This is a genomic window from Rhizobium sp. BR 249 (genome assembly GCF_047445895.1).
Taxonomy (GTDB): domain Bacteria; phylum Pseudomonadota; class Alphaproteobacteria; order Rhizobiales; family Rhizobiaceae; genus Rhizobium.
Genome location: NZ_JARWKX010000010.1, coordinates 62719 through 80866 on the forward strand (window position 1 = coordinate 62719; position 18148 = coordinate 80866).

Annotated in this window: 17 protein-coding genes; 10 read left to right on the forward strand and 7 right to left on the reverse strand. The window is 59.8% G+C overall.

The annotated features are described in order from the left end of the window. Positions 1-1260: a DNA cytosine methyltransferase gene (locus QD408_RS11675; protein ID WP_414139415.1), complete on the reverse strand. Its 1260-nt coding sequence runs from the start codon at positions 1258-1260 to the stop codon at positions 1-3. On the opposite strand from QD408_RS11675, the gene QD408_RS11680 reads away from it, so the two are divergent. Both QD408_RS11680 and QD408_RS11685 read left to right on the forward strand, forming a co-directional pair. After that, positions 1244-2608, forward strand: coding sequence for a hypothetical protein (locus QD408_RS11680; protein WP_414139416.1), 1365 nt, complete (start codon positions 1244-1246; stop codon positions 2606-2608). The two genes, QD408_RS11675 and QD408_RS11680, sit on opposite strands and share 17 nt — an antisense overlap. Continuing rightward, positions 2605-3621 carry an O-methyltransferase gene (locus tag QD408_RS11685; protein WP_414139417.1) on the forward strand — a complete coding sequence of 339 codons (1017 nt, stop codon included), beginning with the start codon at positions 2605-2607 and terminating at the stop codon, positions 3619-3621. The genes QD408_RS11680 and QD408_RS11685 overlap by 4 nt, the downstream gene beginning before the upstream one ends. A 50-nt stretch (positions 3622-3671) precedes the next feature. Here QD408_RS11685 and QD408_RS11690 read toward each other — a convergent pair whose 3' ends face one another. From QD408_RS11690 to QD408_RS11705, 4 genes are all read right to left on the reverse strand, one after another. Beyond that, the gene (locus QD408_RS11690) at positions 3672-4043 is read right to left on the reverse strand and encodes a hypothetical protein (RefSeq protein WP_414139418.1); all 372 of its coding nucleotides are present in this window, start codon (positions 4041-4043) and stop codon (positions 3672-3674) included. 342 nt (positions 4044-4385) lie between these two features. After that, entirely contained in the window at positions 4386-4802 is a 417-nt protein-coding gene (locus QD408_RS11695) for a type II toxin-antitoxin system VapC family toxin (protein ID WP_088682978.1), read from the reverse strand. Then, positions 4802-5044, reverse strand: coding sequence for an antitoxin (locus QD408_RS11700; RefSeq protein ID WP_088682977.1), 243 nt, complete (start codon positions 5042-5044; stop codon positions 4802-4804). Before QD408_RS11700 ends, QD408_RS11695 begins: the two co-directional genes overlap by 1 nt. 182 nt (positions 5045-5226) lie before the next feature. Further along, positions 5227-6663, reverse strand: coding sequence for a DUF6880 family protein (locus QD408_RS11705; RefSeq protein WP_414139419.1), 1437 nt, complete (start codon positions 6661-6663; stop codon positions 5227-5229). A gap of 251 nt (positions 6664-6914) precedes the next feature. Here QD408_RS11705 and QD408_RS11710 point away from each other — a divergent pair, with 251 nt between their 5' ends. Further along, complete coding sequence (locus tag QD408_RS11710; protein WP_088682975.1) at positions 6915-7169, forward strand: DUF2934 domain-containing protein; 255 nt, start codon at positions 6915-6917, stop codon at positions 7167-7169. 54 nt (positions 7170-7223) lie between these two features. Here QD408_RS11710 and QD408_RS11715 read toward each other — a convergent pair whose 3' ends face one another. Then, positions 7224-7868 carry a ThuA domain-containing protein gene (locus QD408_RS11715; protein WP_088682974.1) on the reverse strand — a complete coding sequence of 215 codons (645 nt, stop codon included), beginning with the start codon at positions 7866-7868 and terminating at the stop codon, positions 7224-7226. Positions 7869-8084: 216 nt separating this feature from the next. Here QD408_RS11715 and galE point away from each other — a divergent pair, with 216 nt between their 5' ends. Next, complete coding sequence (gene galE, locus QD408_RS11720; protein WP_088682973.1) at positions 8085-9068, forward strand: UDP-glucose 4-epimerase GalE; 984 nt, start codon at positions 8085-8087, stop codon at positions 9066-9068. Further along, positions 9046-10605, forward strand: coding sequence for an alkaline phosphatase family protein (locus QD408_RS11725; protein WP_414139420.1), 1560 nt, complete (start codon positions 9046-9048; stop codon positions 10603-10605). Before galE ends, QD408_RS11725 begins: the two co-directional genes overlap by 23 nt. Positions 10606-10612: 7 nt before the next feature. Here the strand turns inward: QD408_RS11725 and QD408_RS11730 are convergent, their stop codons facing one another. Next, complete coding sequence (locus tag QD408_RS11730; protein WP_414139421.1) at positions 10613-11110, reverse strand: DUF1993 domain-containing protein; 498 nt, start codon at positions 11108-11110, stop codon at positions 10613-10615. Positions 11111-11475: 365 nt separating this feature from the next. On the opposite strand from QD408_RS11730, the gene QD408_RS11735 reads away from it, so the two are divergent. The 5 genes from QD408_RS11735 to QD408_RS11755 all read left to right on the forward strand — a co-directional run bounded on the left by QD408_RS11735 (position 11476) and on the right by QD408_RS11755 (position 18145). Beyond that, positions 11476-12405: a sugar ABC transporter substrate-binding protein gene (locus QD408_RS11735; protein ID WP_088682971.1), complete on the forward strand. Its 930-nt coding sequence runs from the start codon at positions 11476-11478 to the stop codon at positions 12403-12405. A gap of 68 nt (positions 12406-12473) precedes the next feature. Next, positions 12474-14015 carry a sugar ABC transporter ATP-binding protein gene (locus QD408_RS11740; protein ID WP_088682970.1) on the forward strand — a complete coding sequence of 514 codons (1542 nt, stop codon included), beginning with the start codon at positions 12474-12476 and terminating at the stop codon, positions 14013-14015. Between the two features lie 34 nt (positions 14016-14049). Then, positions 14050-15075 carry an ABC transporter permease gene (locus QD408_RS11745; protein ID WP_088677432.1) on the forward strand — a complete coding sequence of 342 codons (1026 nt, stop codon included), beginning with the start codon at positions 14050-14052 and terminating at the stop codon, positions 15073-15075. A gap of 267 nt (positions 15076-15342) precedes the next feature. After that, positions 15343-16401, forward strand: coding sequence for a dipeptidase (locus QD408_RS11750; protein WP_414139422.1), 1059 nt, complete (start codon positions 15343-15345; stop codon positions 16399-16401). A 100-nt stretch (positions 16402-16501) separates the two neighbouring features. Next, a complete protein-coding gene (locus QD408_RS11755) occupies positions 16502-18145 on the forward strand; it encodes an ABC transporter substrate-binding protein (protein WP_414139423.1) in 1644 nt (547 codons plus the stop codon). Positions 18146-18148 lie beyond the last annotated feature (3 nt).

Sequence of the window (18148 nt, forward strand, 5' to 3'; positions counted from 1 at the left end):
CTACTCCGCAGCTTGCCTCGTCTTGCCATCGATATCGAGCCGCTCGTGTATTTTTTCAAGCACGACCCGCGCGATGATCGGCGAAACCGAGTTACCGATCATCCGGAACGAATGCCATGTCGTGGGATGGAACTTAAAGTTATCTGGGAAGCCCTGTAACCGGGCAGCTTCCCTAACCGTGATAACGCGCGGCTCTTCTGGATGCAAAGGCCTCACGGCTTGGAAGGAACCGCGGTCTTTACCCGTGCCGGCGCGTAGCGTTGGGCATTGACCGTCCCAAGACAAGCGAGGATGACGTCCGACCTTGTCGACGTTGCCTGGCGCCACGGTACGGAACCTCTCCACGACTGCGTCAGTATGAACCGTTCGTCGATGCCCCGTGAAGGAACGGTCTTTGCTTACGAGCTGCTTGGCATACTGGCTAAGTTTTGTGCCCGTCGCGCGCTCCCAGATGTCAAAGCCGCTTTCATCATCTTGAAGGTATCTTGCTAATGAAAGGTCTGAGATAGCGTCGGCGACGGTGGCCGGCTGTTTCCTAGAGGTGAAGATGTCGCCCAGCGAAAGCGCATCGCAGCGGCGTCGATCAATTCCAACGACGAATAGCCTCGGGCGGCGAGTAGCAGCCCCATAGTCCGCTGCGTCGAGGATCACAGGACCAAGCAAATCGTAGGCGCCGTCGAGAAGGTTTATTGCCCCGTTCAGGACAGGCAATGCATCGGCGTATCCTAGGCCCTGCACGTTTTCCATGACGAAGAAGCTGGGCTTCAATTCGTTTACCAGCCGGAAGTAGTGGACGAGCAAGTCGCGTCGCGGGTCGTCCTCGCGACGATGTCCGATGGAACTGAATCCTTGGCACGGAGGGCCGCCGAACATTCCGTCGATCTGACCGCCGGCGGCCATCTCGATATCGCGTCCGGATACGGCCGCCAGATCGGCTAATGCGAGCTTCGCTCCTGGAAAGTTGGCTGCGACCGAGGAAGTCAGAATGGGATCGACGTCGAACGAGACCACTGGCGCGAGGCCGGCTTGGTGGGCACCTAAGGAAAAGCCCCCGCAGCCGCAAAAAAGATCCACAATACGTGGTTGCATTTTAACCATTTCCCGCCGACAACTTCTTTCCGGAAATAAATATCGACTTATGCCGCGTTTTAACACTGCAATCTTTTCGGGAGCTGAATTTCCAGTGGATCGTAACGAAATAGGGACCGCAGTCGCGTCGCCGACGAAGCAGTTTTTCGTCCGGATGCTGACGCGTGACATCGAGCTTTCCGATGCGCTTCTCGACCTGCTCGATAACTGTGTCGATGGAATTTTGCGGAGCGGCCAGGCAAAAGCCGATGGTTTGAAGCCATACGAGGGATTCAATGCGACGCTCACGCTGTCGAAGGATCACTTTTCGATCGAGGACAATTGCGGCGGCATACCCTATGCGATCGCGCAAAAATATGCGTTCGCGATGGGGCGGCCACCGGGCGTCGAAGAAGGCGGGACGCAAGGCAAAGTCGGAATGTACGGCATCGGCATGAAACGCGCGATCTTCAAGCTCGGCAGCGATGCCCGCATCGAGTCTCGCAATGACAGATCTTTCTTCGTAGAGATCAATGCCAAATGGATGGGCGAGAACTCGTGGAACGACCTTCCAATCTATGAACTACCGGAAGGTTCAATTGAAGCCGGTAGCACCAAGATATTCGTAACCAAACTTCATCCGGACATCTCACTGGCATTCGCTCAATCGAAGTGGATAGACGAGTTTCGGAAGGCGATAGCGCGACATTATGCCATCATCATAGAGAAGGGATTTTCGGTAGTCGTCGGTACGCCGGACGAGATTGCGCGTGGCCTCGCGCCAATCAAAGCGGAGCCGTTCCGACTTCTCCTTGCCAAGCCTGACCATGGTGGGCAGATGATCGAACCGTTCATCTACAACGGCAAGATCCGCGGCGTCGATGTGGAGATCTACGCCGGCCTATATCGGCCGCTCCTGAACGAAGACGAACTGGACGAGGAAGACGACACGAGAGCGAGCACCGACGATGCGGGCTGGACCGTCGCTTGCAACGACCGAATCGTAATATGGAAAGACAAGACGAAGTTGACGGGGTGGGGGGAAGGCACCGTCCCGAACTACCACGGGCAATTCATTGCGATCACGGGGATCGTTCTTCTTCGAGCCGACGACCCGAAGAAGCTTCCGCTCACAACTACCAAGCGAGGAATAGAGGGAGCGTCGGACGTCTACCTCGATGTCAAGGATATCATGCGCGACTCGACGAAGGCTCTGACGAGCTTCACGAACAAGTGGAAGCGGTTCCCCGAGAAACTCGCAACGCTCTACCAGGCCAGCGAATACGCCGATCTCCCTGGTCTGAGATCGATAGCTTCTTCGGCCGAGATGGATACCGTTCGGAAATACCCAGAGATGAAGAAGGTCGAGCCACGGCTTCCGGTGCCGCCTGAGGAAAAGACCAGCACGAGGGTGAGCTTCGTTGCTCTCAAAAAGGATGTTGAATTCCTGGGCAAGCATTTCTTCGACGATGCCAAGGCGAAGCCGGCCGCTGTCGGAGAGGCTGCGTTCAACCAGAGCCTCGGGGATGCCAAAAAGTGAGCGGTTCTGCGCTTCCCTATCATCTACGTCCCCATAAGGCGGTAGACCGTCGGCTCTTCATCGATCTCCTAACGCGCTTCGAACGGTGGCGCCCGCTGCACCAATACGCCTACATCAGCATGGGTGCTTATCCGCTTGAGGACCACAAAATGGTTCACAGGGTGCTCGGCTTGAAGCGATTGCTCGCGTTCGACTACGACGAAGACATCGTGAACCGACAGAAGTTCAATCGGCCCATATCGACCTGCAAATGCGTACAGGCGACCTCCGGCGAGGTCGTGCAGGATTTCGACGCGATCTTAAAAGACAACGGCATCGACGACGCGGCCGGCGTGATCGTCTGGCTGGATTATACCGATCCCAACAAGATCCACCTGCAGTTACGCGAGTTCGAGACCCTGATCGACAAGCTCGCCGTCGGAGACGTCGTCCGCGTGACGGTCAACGCTCACTTTTCCGAATACGCGGACCCTGTAGTTCCAGGGCAACCGCGACCGCTGCGGACCGAAAGGCAGCAGCAGACTTTCGTGAAGCTTCAAAGGCGCATCGCCGACTACCTGCCGTCGACTGCCTCAGCAGCCGACATGACGGAGGAAGGGCTTCCGCTCCTGCTGGCGCATGCTTTCGGCGTCGCCGTACACAATGCGTTTCAACCTACGAGCAACACGACATTCAAGCCGTTGTCTATCACCCGATATGCAGACGGCCTCCAGATGCTGACGATCACGGGAACTATCGTGCAGCGGAAGGACGAGCGGGAGCTTGTCAAAGCCCTAGACTTGAAAAATTGGCCTTTCGCGTCAAAGGACTGGAAAAAAATCCACCACCTTGTTGTTCCGGCTCTCACGCTGCGAGAAAGGCTTTTCCTTGAGCGGGAGCTCGGTGGAAGAGCGGATCGCATCGTCAAGAAGCTCGGGTTTTCGTCAACCGCAGACGTCAGCATTCGAGACTTCCTAAAGAGCTACAAGGACTACTATCGGTTCTATCCGACGCTCCTGTCCGCTGACATTTAGTTCGGAGCTCAGGCTGGCACATTGGAACCGAAAGGCAAGGGGTGGGAGACCTACGGACGGTAACCACGGCTAGCGTCCAGATACGATAGGCCCAATTCGCACTGCTCGTCTTCGGGATCAAAGTCCCGTCGCGCTGAGGCAGCATATTCCTGCACTGATATGAAGTGGGGTGCGAATTCGTACATTTCGCGGATGGCATCGCTTCGGTTCCCCCGAAAAGTTTCCATGCCATGACGATCTTGTAGGACGTAGTCGTTTTCTTCGATCAAAAGCGACTTGCCTGTCATCATCGCAAGCCACTGTATCGCCGAGCGAGGGACGATTGTCAGATCAGACTTTTTCACGATGTCCGGGACGACCTCGATCTGTTGGCCGGCGCGGCGCGAGAAGCTATGTACAACGATTTTCGTGGGGAGGCTCATTCGTGTCCAACCTTTTCCGATGTCTGCAGAAATGGTCCCCGCAAATTGATGGCCTTGGCAAGTGCCATTCGTTTCGCACGCTGCGATTTTAGCGGGTCGAAGCGAGCCCTCCGGTGAAGTTGGACGTTCCATCACGGGTGTCCAACTGTTGACAAATCCCCGGAACGGCTATACCCACCTGCCTACCCGACAAAAACCGCCGATCCAAACAAATCAATGCTTTGCATGCGATTCGGCAGAGAATCCCACCCTCTCCGCCATTATCAACTTCGGCCGTAAGGCCTTCCCGCTATCTTCTTATTTCTCTCTATTTCGGATGCCGTGTTTCGTGGGTGCCGGCAGCTACGAGGCTGCTGCCCAGTCGAGCACTTGCAGGCCAGGCACACGAACGAACTCGCCTGTATTGGCTGTCACCAGCACGGTGCCGGCTCGGCGCGCTTGGGCGGCTATCAGCACATCATACGGCCCGATCGGTGTGCCCTGTCTCCGGAGATGGGCGCGAATATCCGCTGCTTCTTCTGCGTCGCCCTCCTTGAAATCGATCAGAGAAATCCCGCCCGAAGCGATGAACAGGGCGATCTTCTCCTCGTTAGCGTGTCGGCGCTCGCTGGCTGCTGCACCATACATCAGTTCATGGTAGACGATGATTGACAGGCCGAGCGGGGTTCCTGCATTTCGCGCCTCATCGAAGCGCTCGCGAACTTGACGTGGCCGTCCGTTCAAGAGCGCGATTGCGACATTGGTATCAAGGTGGATCATCAGTCGAACACGATGCGGTCGGCTGGCATAGATGGTTGCTCACGACCTTCGGGCATGAAAGGCGTGTCGCCTACCGTGTCGATTGCCGCCCAAGGCATGGCGTTGTGAGCGTCGAGCGGTTCGAGGATCACGCGATTGCCGATCCGGCTGACCCGGACCTCCTTGCCTTCGAAGCGGAACTCTTTTGGCAGGCGCACGGCTTGGCTGCGCCCATGCGTGAATAGCTTGGCGGTCGCGCTCATAGTGAGAGACTCCCTTGGTAGATACTTATTAATATCTATCATGTGTTGAGAGCTGTGGTCAATTCATCCGGGTAATGCGCTATTAGCTGGTGTCAGCTTCTGAGCAGCTTTTGGACCAGGCTCCAACCTGCCGCTGCTCATGCATGTCCGTGCCAGGCCGCTCGTGAAGCCGGGTATTCGGCCTAACGCATCAGGCTCCAGAAGCCATGCTTGTTTCCGTGTTGGCGCTTCAGCTCGGCAACATAGGCGTCATGAGGTCGGGCGCTGACGAAATCGTCGATATGAGGTGCCAGCGACGCGCATTCCGCCAGATGGCGGGCGGCATGCTTGTAACGGCTGGATCGGCCGTAATCGAGGGCGAAGTCGATCATTGCCCGCAGCACGATGGTTGCCGCGAGCGGGTATTTCTCCTGCAGCATCTCGGCGGCGGGTGTCATCAGTTCGTACAGGTCGCCGTCCAGTTCGGCCTGGCGCCTGGATATGAGTTTCGCTGCCTCGGCAGGCGCGGGCCATGCGAGGAAAAAGGCAAGGGCTCGATGAACGTCGGGAAAGCCGTGTGCGAAGGCGAATGCCTTCTCCTCGGCTTCGATATCGTCGAAGTCGGCGAGCCTTCGCAGGAAAGCGCGGAGGTGCTCTCCATTCAGCGACTGCTCGAAGCATTGCCATTGATAGGCCTGCGCTTCCTCTCCCCGTCCGAGCGCCACGAGTGCTTCGACGCGGGCGCGCTGCCATTCAAAAGGCAGCTCGAACCGCCCTCTGTGATCGGCGGCATCCAAAATCTCCAATGCTTCCCCGGCGCGTCCAGCTAAAAGCAAACGGCCGGCAATCTCGGCTGCGACCGCCGGCGCTCTTAACGTCGCTTCCGGCTGCTGGGCGATGAAGGCATCGACATCATTCTGGGCATCGGCAATTTCCTGCAGGGCGATGCGCGCCGTCAGTTGCCGATGGTTGGCGTAGATCTCGTCCTTGTAGATCGGCCCGTTGCCGCCCCAGCCGAAAATCTCCCGGTCGGCGTCGGCAGGCTTCTCCTCCGCTTCGTTCGACCATTGCGCCAGGAGGCTCTTCAAACGTTCCAGGCCGTCCTTGCCCAGCGCCGGAACCATCTCGGCGATCAGCGGATCATATTGGCCGTAGTCGTTATCCTGCAGCGCAGTGAAGACCCTGTCGGCAAGCACATCGATACCGATACCTGCGGACCTTGCGATGACGCCGGCATCGGCGCATGCCTGATGGAACGTCTCGATGAACGCGCTGTCGCTGCTGTTGGATCGCCCGAATATCGAATCGGCGACGGCAAGGAATTGCCAGATGAGATCGAACGCTTCCCTCGGATCGTCGGCGGCGACGACGGTGACGATCGCAGACCGCTGTGTTTCGAGGTCCGCGTTAACAGCCTTCACCTTATGCCATTCGATGACAGTGCGTGCTCGTGCGATGCTGGCGAGACGCTTGCGCACCTCGCGAGCCACCTCCGCGCTGCCGTGATTGCCGGCAAGCTCCATTCGAAGCCGTCGTTTGTGAGCGGCGCTGCCGGTGCTGATCTCGATCAGCAGCTCGGCGAGACGCTGCGCACCGAGGGTCTTCAGATTCTTTGCGTTGAGAGTCGTCTTTGCTGCCATGGACCGTCGCTATCGTTTCAGGCCGACAGTATCTCAGTGTTCAAGTCAGTCCAAGGTGCCGAGTGAGGAGGCGCCGGGATAATTCCGGGCGCAGCCATATCGCGAATTCGTATGACTTTATCGGCGGTTAGTCTCACCGAATCACGGCCATTATCTAAAAAATAACGCTGCCTCGTAACGACTCCTAAAGCCGGCTTTGGCACCTTGTTGTCTATCGATATTTGCTTCCAAATTTTCGGCTGGGGTTTGCAATGAGTCACAATAGGGACGCCTGGGTCAGCCAGCGCGCTTATTCGCTGTGGGAATCGGAAGGCCGGCCGGAGGGGCGTGGGGAAAGCCATTGGATGCAGGCGCTGAAGGAGTTCGAGCAGCTGGAGCTGACGAAGGCCTCGCCGGATGGAAACGATCTCATCGAGAAGCTGAAGGCCGCGGGGCGGCTGATGCGGATCTATGACGAGCCGGTCCTCGACGTCGAGGACGAGCCGCAGCGGAAAGCGGCCCTTTAAGCAATTTCAGCAAAGATACGGGCGACCGGCAAGTCGCTGCCCGCCTGCCCAACCCTATTGGCGGGCCGCCCAGGCCAGGCCGCGGCGCAGGATCAGCGGCATGTAGGGATGATCGAATTCGGCGGCGACATGGCCGAGGGCGGAATAGAAGATACGGCCGGCGCCGAAGTGGCGCTTGAAGACGACGGGCATGACGACATTGCGCGCCGCCGGATCGTAGGCGCCGGTGAAGGTCGTCGTCGCGAGGATTTCGACGCTTGGATCATAGTGGAGATAATATTGCTCCGAGCGATAGTCGAAGTCGGGAATGCCTTCCATGACAGGGTCGTCCTGGCGGGTGACGCCGACGCGAAAATCGATGATGTTGCCGGGATGGGCGACCCAGGTGACGCCGGAGACATAACGGAAGGCGGCGCTTTCCTTGAAGGAAGTGGCGAGCGCGCCGTGATGGCCGGCGAGCCCGAGGCCGCCGCGCACTGCCTCGACCAAAGCCTCGGCATGGGCTTTTTCAAGCGCCTCGCCTGTTATCACAGGCACGAGAAGATCGGCCTTAGCGAGCTGAGGCGAGGCGAAGATGCCGAGATCACCGGTCACTTCGACGGCAAAGCCATCCTCGCGCAGCAGATTGCCGACGATGCCGGCGCATTGTTCAGGCTCATGGCCCTGCCAGCCGCCCCAGACGATGATCGCCTTTTTCATACAATAGCCTCCGCCGGAATCATTCCTGGCCACTAGATCAGACGGCTATGCAAATCACGCGAATAATGCCCGAACCTATATATCGATGCCACAGATCGGTCCGGCGCTTCGGCATTTAACGTATTGTCCATACACGCGGATTGCAGTTCCTTCTTTTTATTGACGTGTATCTCGTCTAGGTTCCGCCTATCTCTCATTGAATGGCAAGGGTGGTGCATGGCAGGTGAAACGGTTCTTGTGGTCGGCGGCGCCGGCTATATCGGCTCGCATACGTGTCTCGACCTGGCGAACAAGGGCTATAAGCCTGTCGTCTTCGACAATTTTTCCAACGGTCATCGCGAGTTCGTCAAATGGGGGCCGGCGGAAGAGGGCGATATTCGCGACCGCGCCCGGCTGGATGAGGTGCTGGCCGAGCATAAGCCGGCGGCGATCCTGCATTTCGCGGCGCTGATCGAAGTCGGCGAATCGGTCAAGGATCCGGTTTCCTTTTATGAGAACAATGTCATCGGCACCTTGACGCTGCTTTCGGCGGCCCAGGCGGCCGGCGTCAACGCCTTCGTCTTCTCCTCCACCTGCGCCACCTACGGTCTGCCGCAGAGCGTGCCGCTCGACGAGACGCACCGGCAGCTGCCGATCAATCCCTACGGACGGACGAAATATATCGTCGAGCAGGCGCTGGCCGATTACGACCAATATAAGAGCCTGCGCTCGGTGGTGCTGCGCTATTTCAATGCGGCCGGCGCCGATTTCGAGGGCCGGATCGGCGAATGGCACCAGCCGGAAACCCATGCGATACCCTTGGCGATCGATGCCGCGCTCGGGCGGCGGCAGGGTTTCAAGGTGTTCGGCAGCGACTACGAGACGCGCGACGGCACCTGCGTGCGCGACTATATCCATGTGCTGGACCTTGCCGATGCGCATGTGCGCGCGGTCGAATATCTCCTGAAGGGCGGAGAATCCGTCGCGCTCAACCTCGGCACCGGCACCGGCACGACGGTGAAGGAATTGCTCGGCGCGATCGAGGATGTGTCGAACAGGCCTTTCCCGGTCGAATATATCGGTCGGCGCGAGGGCGATTCGCATACGCTGGTCGCCAACAACGACAAGGCGCGCGACGTGCTCGGCTGGGTGCCGCAATATGATCTCTCCCAGATCATCCGTTCCGCCTGGAACTGGCATGCAAAATCCAACCAGCATTGAGCCAGCCGGCACCGAGAAGGGCCGCCGGCCAAACATCCTGCTGATCACCGCGGACCAGTGGCGCGGCGATTGCCTTTCGGCCGCCGGTCATCCTTGCGTGAAAACGCCCGCCGTCGATGCGCTGGCGCGGGAAGGCACGCTCTTCCGGCGCCATTATGCCGGGGCGGCACCCTGCTCGCCGGCGCGGGCGACACTTTATACCGGCCTCTACCAGATGAACCATCGCGTCTGCCGCAACGGTTCGCCGCTCGATGCCCGGTTCGACAATCTGGCGCTGGCGGCTCGCCGCGCCGGATACGACCCGACTCTGTTCGGCTACACCGACACGGCACCCGATCCGCGTGGGCTGGATGCGAGAGATCCGCATCTGACGACCTATGAAGGCGTGCTGCCGGGTTTTACGGCCCGTCAGCTGCTGCCGGAGCATGAGAGGCAGTGGCTTTCATGGCTGAGGTCGCGCGGCCATGCCAATGCCGTCAGCCGTGATATTCATATTCCCGTCGGTGCGGCGCCGGGAGAAATTTCCGATGCGGCGCCGGCCTATTCCCGTGAGGAGACGCAGACGGCTTTCCTCGCCGGCGAGTTCATCCGCTGGCTGGGCGAGCAGGACAGGCCGTGGTTCGCGCATGTCTCTTTTCTGCGGCCTCATCCGCCCTTCTCCGTGCCTGAACCGTTCAACCGGATGTTCAAGCCGGGTGACGGACCGGCTTTCGCCCGCGCGGCAAACCGCCAAGCGGAGGAGAGCAGTCATCCCTATCTCGCCTATGCCATGCCGCGCTCCCCCAGAGGCGCCTTCGTCTACGGTGCGAGGGGGGCGGTCAGCGGCTGGAACGCCGAGGATTTCGCGGCGATCCGGGCAATCTACTACGGCATGATCTCGGAGGTCGATGCACAGCTCGGCCGTATCTGGCAGGCGCTCAAGGATGCCGGCGCCTGGGACGATACTTTGATCGTCTTCACCTCCGACCATGCCGAAATGGCCGGCGACCACTGGTCGCTGGGGAAGGGCGGCTTCTTCGACGGCAGCTACCATATTCCGCTTGTCATCCGCGATCCCGCAAGCGGTGCGGCCGGCGGGATCGTCGACGATTTCACCAGCGCTGCGGACATTTTTCCCACGCTTTGCGAAAGGCTCGGCATCGAAGCGCAGAATGGGCTCGACGGGCGGTCGCTCATGCCGTTCGTCGAGGCGGGGCGGGCGGATGGCTGGCGGGATGCGGCATTCTGGGAATTCGATTTCCGCGACATCGCAGGGCAGGACGCGGAGCGGTATTTCGGGCTGAGGTCGAACGAATGCAATCTCGCGGTGATCCGCGGCGGACGGTTCAAATATGTGCATTTTACCGCGCTGCCGCCGCTGCTCTTCAATCTCGACGAAGACCCGATGGAGCTCGACAATGTCGCGGCCGATCCCGCCTATGCGGCGATACGGCTCGAATATGCCGAAAAGCTGCTTTCGCTGAGGGCGCGGCACCTGGACCAGACGCTCGCCTATACCGAACTGACGGAAAAGGGGCCGGTCAAGCGCCGGCCCTGATACTGATTTAGCCGAGATAGTCGCGCTTGCCGATCGGCGCACCCTGGTTGCGCAGGATGGCGTGCGCCGTCGCGACGTGGAAATAGAAATTCGGCAGAGCGAAGATGGCAATATATTCGTCGCCCGGCAGCACGATGCCGCTTTTGCCCGGAAGGGTGACCTCGCGTTTTTCTGCCCCTTCCAGCGCTTCCGGGGAGAAGCCGGCGAGATAGGCGTCAGTCTTCGCCAGGCGCTCGCGCAGCTCGTCCAGCGTCTTTTCGTTGTCCTCGAACTTCGGCGCTTCGATCGCCGTCAGGCGGGCGAGCGCGAATTTGGCGCTGTCGCTGGCGCGCTGATACTGGCCGGAAAGCGGCAGCATGTCTGGTGCGAGGCGGGCGGAAACCAATATGGCAGGATCGATATTCTTTTCCCGTGCATAGGCTTCGGCCTTGTCGAGGTAGGTTTTCAGGCTGGAAAGCCCGCGCTGGAACATCGGAACGGTGAGGCGATAGATCGAAATGGGCATTTGTTCTGTCTCCAAAATTTTCAAATGATCGGGCGGCGGCGAGAGGTCGAAGGCGTCTGCGGCCGGGAGCCGGCGCCGACCCCGCATAGATGGAGGCAGCCGTCGTTTTTCACAATGGAGTGAATGCGGGGGAGGGAATGCGGGCGCCTGCCGCGGCATATCTCATCGCCGCTAAAGAGACTTGACGCCGTTCCCAGAAAATGGAATGAATATTCCGCAGAACAAATTTTACGGTTTGTTTGTTCCGTTTTGCGGAGTGCCACGGGAGAGGTGGCGCATGCAGGGGATTGCAGCTTCAGGGCAAATTGCCTGGAGCTCCGGCGTGAGGAGGGTGCAGCCGGGCACCGCTTTGTGGAGGAAGTGAAATGAAAAAGTTTATCCTGGGCACTGCGATGGCGCTCGTCATGTCGACGGCGGCCCATGCGGAAACGGTTGGCGTCTCGATGGCGAAGTTCGACGACAACTTCCTGACCGTCCTGCGCAACGGCATGACGGATTACGCAAAGACGCTTTCCGGCGTCACGCTGCAGGTCGAAGACGCGCAGAACGACGTTTCCAAGCAGCAGAGCCAGATCCAGAACTTCATCGCCTCGAAGGTCGATGCGATCATCGTCAACCCGGTCGATACCGATGCGACGACGGCAATGTCGAAGCTTGCGGCCGATGCCGGCATTCCGCTGGTCTACGTCAACCGCCAGCCTGTCAACGTCGACACGCTTCCGGAAAAGCAGGCTTTCGTCGCTTCCAACGAGCAGGAATCCGGCACGCTGGAAACCAAGGAAATCTGCCGTATCCTCGGTGGCAAGGGCAAGGCCGTCGTCATCATGGGCGAGCTTTCCAACCAGGCTGCGCGCATGCGCACCCAGGACATTCATGACGTCGTGAAGACCGATGAGTGCAAGGGCATCGAGATCGTCGAAGAGCAGACGGCCAACTGGGATCGTACCCAGGGCGCCGACCTGATGACCAACTGGCTCTCCAGCGGCATCGAATTCGACGCCGTGATCTCCAACAACGACGAAATGGCGATCGGCGCCATCCAGGCGCTGAAGGCAGCCGGCAAGGATATGACCAAGGTCGTCGTCGGCGGCGTCGACGCCACCCAGGACGCGCTTGCCGCCATGCAGGCGGGTGACCTCGACGTCACCGTCTTCCAGGATGCCGCCGGCCAGGGCAAGGGCTCGCTCGACGCCGCGCTCAAGCTCGCCAAGGGCGAAAAGGTCGAGAAGAAGGTCTACATCCCCTTCCAGCTCGTCACGCCCGAAAACGTCAAGGACTTCGTCGCCAAGAACTAAGGCGAACGCCAGTAGGATGCGGGCTCTGCCCGCATCCTTTCAGCCTGACCGTATCCGGAGGAGATGATATGGCCGTCAGCCCGACAACCATGGCAGCCGTGCGCGCAAGCGGCGCAGTTCCGAATGCGGAATATCTCTTGAGCGCCGAGGGCGTTCGCAAGGAATTTCCGGGCGTCGTCGCACTCGACGACGTGCAGTTTCGACTGAAGCGCGCCTCTGTGCATGCGCTGATGGGTGAAAACGGCGCCGGCAAATCGACGCTGATGAAGATCCTCGCCGGCATCTACACGCCCGACAAGGGCGATATCCGCCTGAAGGGCGTCGAAATCCGGCTGAAATCTCCGCTCGATGCGCTGGAGAACGGGATCGCGATGATCCATCAGGAACTGAACCTGATGCCGTTCATGACGGTCGCGGAAAATATCTGGATTCGTCGCGAGCCGAAGAACCGTTTCGGTTTCGTCGATCACGGCGTCATGCATCGCATGACCGAAGAGCTGTTTGCCCGGCTCAACATCGCGCTCGATCCCGATATCGAGGTCCGCCACCTCTCTGTGGCAAACCGGCAGATGGTCGAGATCGCCAAGGCGGTTTCCTACAATTCCGACGTCCTCATCATGGACGAGCCGACTTCGGCGCTGACGGAGCGCGAGGTCGAGCATCTTTTCCGCATCATCCGCGATCTCAGATCCCAGGGCATCGGCATCGTCTACATCACGCACAAGATGAACGAGCTCTTCGAGATCGCCGACGAGTTCTCCGTCTTCCGCGATGGCCGATATATCGGCACGCATGCCTCGACCGAGGTCACCCGCGACGACATCATCCGCATGATGGTCGGGCGCGAGATCACCCAGATGTTCCCCAAGGAAGAGGTGCCGATCGGCGAGGTCGTGCTCTCCGTCAAGGATCTCTGTCTCAACGGCGTCTTCCGCGACGTTTCCTTCGAGGTGAGGGCCGGCGAGATCCTCGGCGTGGCCGGCCTCGTCGGCTCGGGACGCTCGAACGTTGCCGAAACGCTTTTCGGCGTGACGCCGGCAAGCTCCGGCTCGGTCGAACTCTTCGGCAAGCCGGTGACGATTTCCTCGCCGACCGAGGCCATTCGCCACCAGATGGCGTTCCTGACGGAAGACCGGAAGGATACGGGCTGCCTGCTGATCCTCGATATTCTGGAAAATATGCAGATCGCCGTTCTGCAGGACAGATATGTCAAGGGTGGCTTCGTGCAACAGGGCGCGCTCGAGGCGACCTGCGAAGACATGGCGAAAAGGCTGCGCGTGAAAACGCCCAATCTTTACGAACGCGTAGAGAATCTTTCGGGCGGCAACCAGCAGAAGGTGCTGATCGGACGCTGGCTGCTGACTCATCCGAAGATCCTGATCCTCGATGAGCCGACGCGCGGCATCGATGTCGGCGCCAAGGCGGAAATTCACCGGCTGGTCACGGAAATGGCGCGAAACGGCGTGGCGATCATCATGATCTCATCCGAGATGCCCGAAGTGCTCGGGATGAGCGACCGCATCATGGTCATGCATGAAGGCCGCGTGACGGGTTTCCTCAACCGCGATGAAGCAACGCAGATCAAGGTGATGGAGCTGGCTGCGCGGTAACGCGCCGCCGGTGATCGCCCAAGGGAGGTTTGACATGAATAGCAAGGCAGCAGAGGGCACCGCCCCGCTCGCAACCCGGCCGAGACGGCGGCGCATGCCGCCGGAACTCAGCATCTTCCTCGTGCTTGTCGGCATCGCGCTGGTTTATGAAGTGCTCGGATGGCTGTTCATCGGCCAGAGCTTCCTGATGAACTCGCAGCGCCTGACGATCATGATCCTGCAGGTCTCCGTCATCGGCATCATCGCCGTCGGCGTCACGCAGGTCATCATAACGGGCGGCATCGACCTTTCGTCCGGATCGGTCGTCGGCATGACGGCGATGATCGCCACGAGCTTTGCCCAGTCCTCCACCTGGGGACGGGCCGTCTTCCCGTCGCTGACCGACCTGCCGGCCGTCGTGCCGATCATGATCGGCCTGCTGATCGGGGCGGCTGCCGGCCTCATAAACGGCGCGCTCATCGCCTATACGAAGATCCCGCCGTTCATCGCAACGCTCGGCATGTTCGTTTCGGCCAGAGGTGTGGCGAAGTGGTATACGAAGGGACAGCCGGTTTCCGGGATCACCGAGCAGTTCCACTTCATCGGAACCAAGGCTTGGCCTGTTGTCGTCTTCCTGGTCGTCGCGCTGATCTTCCACATTGCGCTGCGCTACACCCGCTACGGCAAGTTCACCTATGCCATCGGCGCGAACCCGCAGGCCGCCCGCGTTTCGGGCATCAACATCGAGGCGCATCTCGTCAAGGTCTATGTGATTGCCGGATTGCTCGCCGGTCTGGCCGGTATCGTCACGGCGGCACGCGCCGAAACCGCGCAGGCCAGCATGGGCGTCGGCTATGAACTCGATGCGATCGCGGCGACCGTCATCGGCGGCACCTCGCTCACCGGCGGCGTCGGGCGCATCACCGGCACAGTCATCGGCACTATCATCCTCGGCGTCATGACGTCAGGCTTCACTTTCCTCAGGATCGACGCCTACTACCAGGAAATCGTCAAGGGCGTCATCATCGTCGCGGCCGTGGTCGTCGACGTCTACAGGCAGAAGAAAAGGCGCAAGCACTGATCTCAGGCAGTGCGAACCGATCACTTGCGGGGGCTTCGGCCCCCGTTTCCATTTGCGGCGAAGCTCCTGGAGACGACGACAGATTTTTTAAAAAAGGGATGGCGAATCCCGCCAGCTTTTCTATTCTGCCTTGTCATACGCCCTCTACAGCGCCGCGCGTCTGAAAGGACGCGCAAAGGACGCTGTAGCACTTTGAATGCTGCATAATTTTATTCTTAAATCGATTCCGATTTAAGGAATTATGCAGTGGGCAGCGCAGGAAGACAGATGCAATTCGTATTCGACGGTCACAACGACGTTCTCCTCCGGCTCTGGACACATGCAAAGGACGGCAGCGACCCGATAGCGGAATTCGCAGACGGCACGACGGCCGGCCATATCGATGCGCGCCGGGCCAGGGAAGGCGGCCTTTCCGGTGGCCTCTGCGCCATCTACATTCCATCAGGCGATCTCGTTTTTGCCGATCCGGATGCCGAAGGCCGCTACATCACGCCGATGGCCGCTCCCCTCGATCCGCTGCCTTCCCTCGTCATCGCCAATGAGATGGCGGCGATCGCGCTGCGGCTCGACCGGGCGGGCGCCTGGCGGCTCTGCCGGACGGTCAAGGACATTCGCGGCGCCATGGCGGACGGCATCTTCGCCGCCGTCCTGCATATGGAAGGCTGCGAGGCGATCGGCGCCGATCTTTCGGCGCTCGAGGTGTTTCATGCCGCGGGGCTGCGCTCGCTCGGCCCGGTCTGGAGCAGGCACAACATCTTCGGCTACGGCGTGCCCTTCGCCTTCCCGATGTCGCCGGATACCGCGCCGGGTCTCACCGATGCCGGCTTCGCGCTGGTGAGAGAATGCAACCGTCTCGGTATCCTGATCGATCTTGCCCATATCACCGAGAAGGGTTTCTGGGACGTGGCGAAAACCACGGATCAGCCGCTGGTCGCCAGCCATTCCAACGCCCACGCGCTGACGCCGGTTGCGCGCAACCTCACGGACAAGCAGCTCGACGCGATCCGCGAAAGCCGCGGCCTCGTCGGCATCAATTATGCGACGGCCATGCTGCGCGCCGACGGCCGCTCGGACAGCGATACGCCGCTCGCCGACGTGATCCGCCATGTCGACTATCTCGTGAACCGCATCGGTATCGATTGCGTGGCGCTCGGATCGGACTTCGACGGCGCCACCATCCCTGAGGAAATCGGCGATGCGGCCGGCAATCAGAAGCTGATTGCCGCTCTCCGGGAGGTTGGTTATGGTGAGGCCGATCTCACGAAACTTGCCCGTGAAAATTGGCTTCGCATTCTTGCACAAGCCTGGCGGGAGGACCGCGCCTAAAGCGCTGTGCGCCTCTGGACGCATGGAAAACGGACAATAGTTTTATGGGGGCATGACCGCCAAAACGCTTCGTAATCAATCAAGAACAGGGGAACAGACCATGATGATCGCCAAGCTCAGCCGTAATTTCCGCCTGCTTTCCGCAGGAGCCGCCCTTTCGCTCCTGATGATGACGGCGCCCGCCGCCTTTGCCGAAACGCCCAAAGACACGCTGGTCGAGGGGTTTGCCATCGACGACATCATCACCATGGATCCGGGCGAAGCTTTCGAGCTTTCGACGGCGGAGATTACCAGCAACAGCTACAGCCTGCTCGTCCGTCTCGATCTCGCCGATACATCCAAGGTGAAGGGTGATCTCGCCGAAAGCTGGAACGTTTCGGATGACGGCCTCACCTATACGTTCAAGCTGAAGCCCGGCCTGAAATTCGCCTCCGGAAACCCGATTACCGCCGAAGACGTCGCCTGGTCGTTCGAGCGCGCCGTCAAGCTCGACAAGAGCCCGGCCTTCATCCTCACCCAGTTCGGCCTGACCGGCGACAACGTCACCGAAAAGGCCAAGGCGACTGATGCCAACACCTTCGTCTTCACGGTCGACAAGGCCTATGCGCCGAGCTTCGTGCTCAACTGCCTGACGGCGACGGTCGCTTCCGTCGTCGACAAGAAGCTGGTGCTGGAGCATGTGAAGGCGGTGACGCCGGATGCCGAGCACAAATACGACAATGATTTCGGCAATGAATGGTTGAAGACCGGCTATGCCGGTTCCGGCGCCTTCAAGCTGCGCGAATGGCGGGCCAACGAAGTCGTCGTTCTGGAGCGCAACGACAATTATTACGGCGACAAGCCGAAGCTCAACCGCGTCATCTACCGTTACATGAAAGAAAGCGCGGCCCAGCGGCTGGCGCTCGAAGCCGGCGATATCGATATCGCCCGCAACCTCGAGCCTGGCGACATCGACGCCGTTTCCAAGAATGCCGATCTGGCGACGACAAATGCGCCGAAGGGCACGATCTACTATGTCAGCCTGAACAGCAAGAACGAGAACCTGAAGAAGCCCGAAGTCCAGGAGGCTTTCAAATATCTGGTCGATTACGATGCGATCGGCGCGACGCTGATCAAGGGTATCGGCGAGATTCACCAGACCTTCCTGCCGGAAGGCCAGCTCGGCGCGCTCGACGAAAATCCCTACAAGCTCGATGTCGCCAAGGCCAAGGAGCTGCTTGCCAAGGCCGGCGTACCGGACGGTTTCTCGGTGACGATGGACGTGCGCAACACGCAGCCTGTCACGGGCATAGCCGAATCCATGCAGCAGACGCTGGCGCAGGCCGGGGTGAAGCTGGAGATCATCCCCGGCGACGGCAAGCAGACGCTGACCAAATATCGCGCCCGCACCCATGACATGTATATCGGCCAGTGGGGCTCGGATTATTTCGATCCGAATTCCAACGCCGATACCTTCACCAGCAACCCGGACAATACCGATGCGGGTACGGTGAAGACGCTCGCATGGCGCAACACCTGGGAGACGCCTGAGCTCGACAAGATAGCCAAGGCTGCGCTTCTCGAGCGTGACAACGCCAAGCGCGCGGCGATGTACGAGGACGTCCAGAAAAAGTTCCTCGCCAACAGCCCCTTCGTCATCATCTTCCAGCAGACCGAGGTGGCGGGCTATCGCAAGAACCTGAAGGATTTCAAGCTGGGTCCGAGCTTCGACACCAACTTCGTCGGCCCGATCGCCAAGGAATAATCC

What these genes read in the sequence shown, in the direction of transcription:
- QD408_RS11740 (WP_088682970.1), top strand. Translation starts at nt 12,474, where the DNA reads ATGGCCGTCAGCCCGACAACCATGGCAGCCGTGCGCGCAAGCGGCGCA.
- QD408_RS11745 (WP_088677432.1), top strand. Translation starts at nt 14,050, where the DNA reads ATGAATAGCAAGGCAGCAGAGGGCACCGCCCCGCTCGCAACCCGGCCG.
- QD408_RS11690 (WP_414139418.1), bottom strand. Translation starts at nt 4,043, where the DNA reads ATGAGCCTCCCCACGAAAATCGTTGTACATAGCTTCTCGCGCCGCGCC.
- QD408_RS11730 (WP_414139421.1), bottom strand. Translation starts at nt 11,110, where the DNA reads ATGCCCATTTCGATCTATCGCCTCACCGTTCCGATGTTCCAGCGCGGG.
- QD408_RS11700 (WP_088682977.1), bottom strand. Translation starts at nt 5,044, where the DNA reads ATGAGCGCGACCGCCAAGCTATTCACGCATGGGCGCAGCCAAGCCGTG.
- QD408_RS11735 (WP_088682971.1), top strand. Translation starts at nt 11,476, where the DNA reads ATGAAAAAGTTTATCCTGGGCACTGCGATGGCGCTCGTCATGTCGACG.
- QD408_RS11705 (WP_414139419.1), bottom strand. Translation starts at nt 6,663, where the DNA reads ATGGCAGCAAAGACGACTCTCAACGCAAAGAATCTGAAGACCCTCGGT.
- QD408_RS11750 (WP_414139422.1), top strand. Translation starts at nt 15,343, where the DNA reads ATGCAATTCGTATTCGACGGTCACAACGACGTTCTCCTCCGGCTCTGG.
- QD408_RS11715 (WP_088682974.1), bottom strand. Translation starts at nt 7,868, where the DNA reads ATGAAAAAGGCGATCATCGTCTGGGGCGGCTGGCAGGGCCATGAGCCT.
- galE (WP_088682973.1), top strand. Translation starts at nt 8,085, where the DNA reads ATGGCAGGTGAAACGGTTCTTGTGGTCGGCGGCGCCGGCTATATCGGC.
- QD408_RS11725 (WP_414139420.1), top strand. Translation starts at nt 9,046, where the DNA reads ATGCAAAATCCAACCAGCATTGAGCCAGCCGGCACCGAGAAGGGCCGC.
- QD408_RS11710 (WP_088682975.1), top strand. Translation starts at nt 6,915, where the DNA reads ATGAGTCACAATAGGGACGCCTGGGTCAGCCAGCGCGCTTATTCGCTG.
- QD408_RS11695 (WP_088682978.1), bottom strand. Translation starts at nt 4,802, where the DNA reads ATGATCCACCTTGATACCAATGTCGCAATCGCGCTCTTGAACGGACGG.
- QD408_RS11755 (WP_414139423.1), top strand. Translation starts at nt 16,502, where the DNA reads ATGATGATCGCCAAGCTCAGCCGTAATTTCCGCCTGCTTTCCGCAGGA.
- QD408_RS11680 (WP_414139416.1), top strand. Translation starts at nt 1,244, where the DNA reads ATGCTGACGCGTGACATCGAGCTTTCCGATGCGCTTCTCGACCTGCTC.
- QD408_RS11675 (WP_414139415.1), bottom strand. Translation starts at nt 1,260, where the DNA reads ATGTCACGCGTCAGCATCCGGACGAAAAACTGCTTCGTCGGCGACGCG.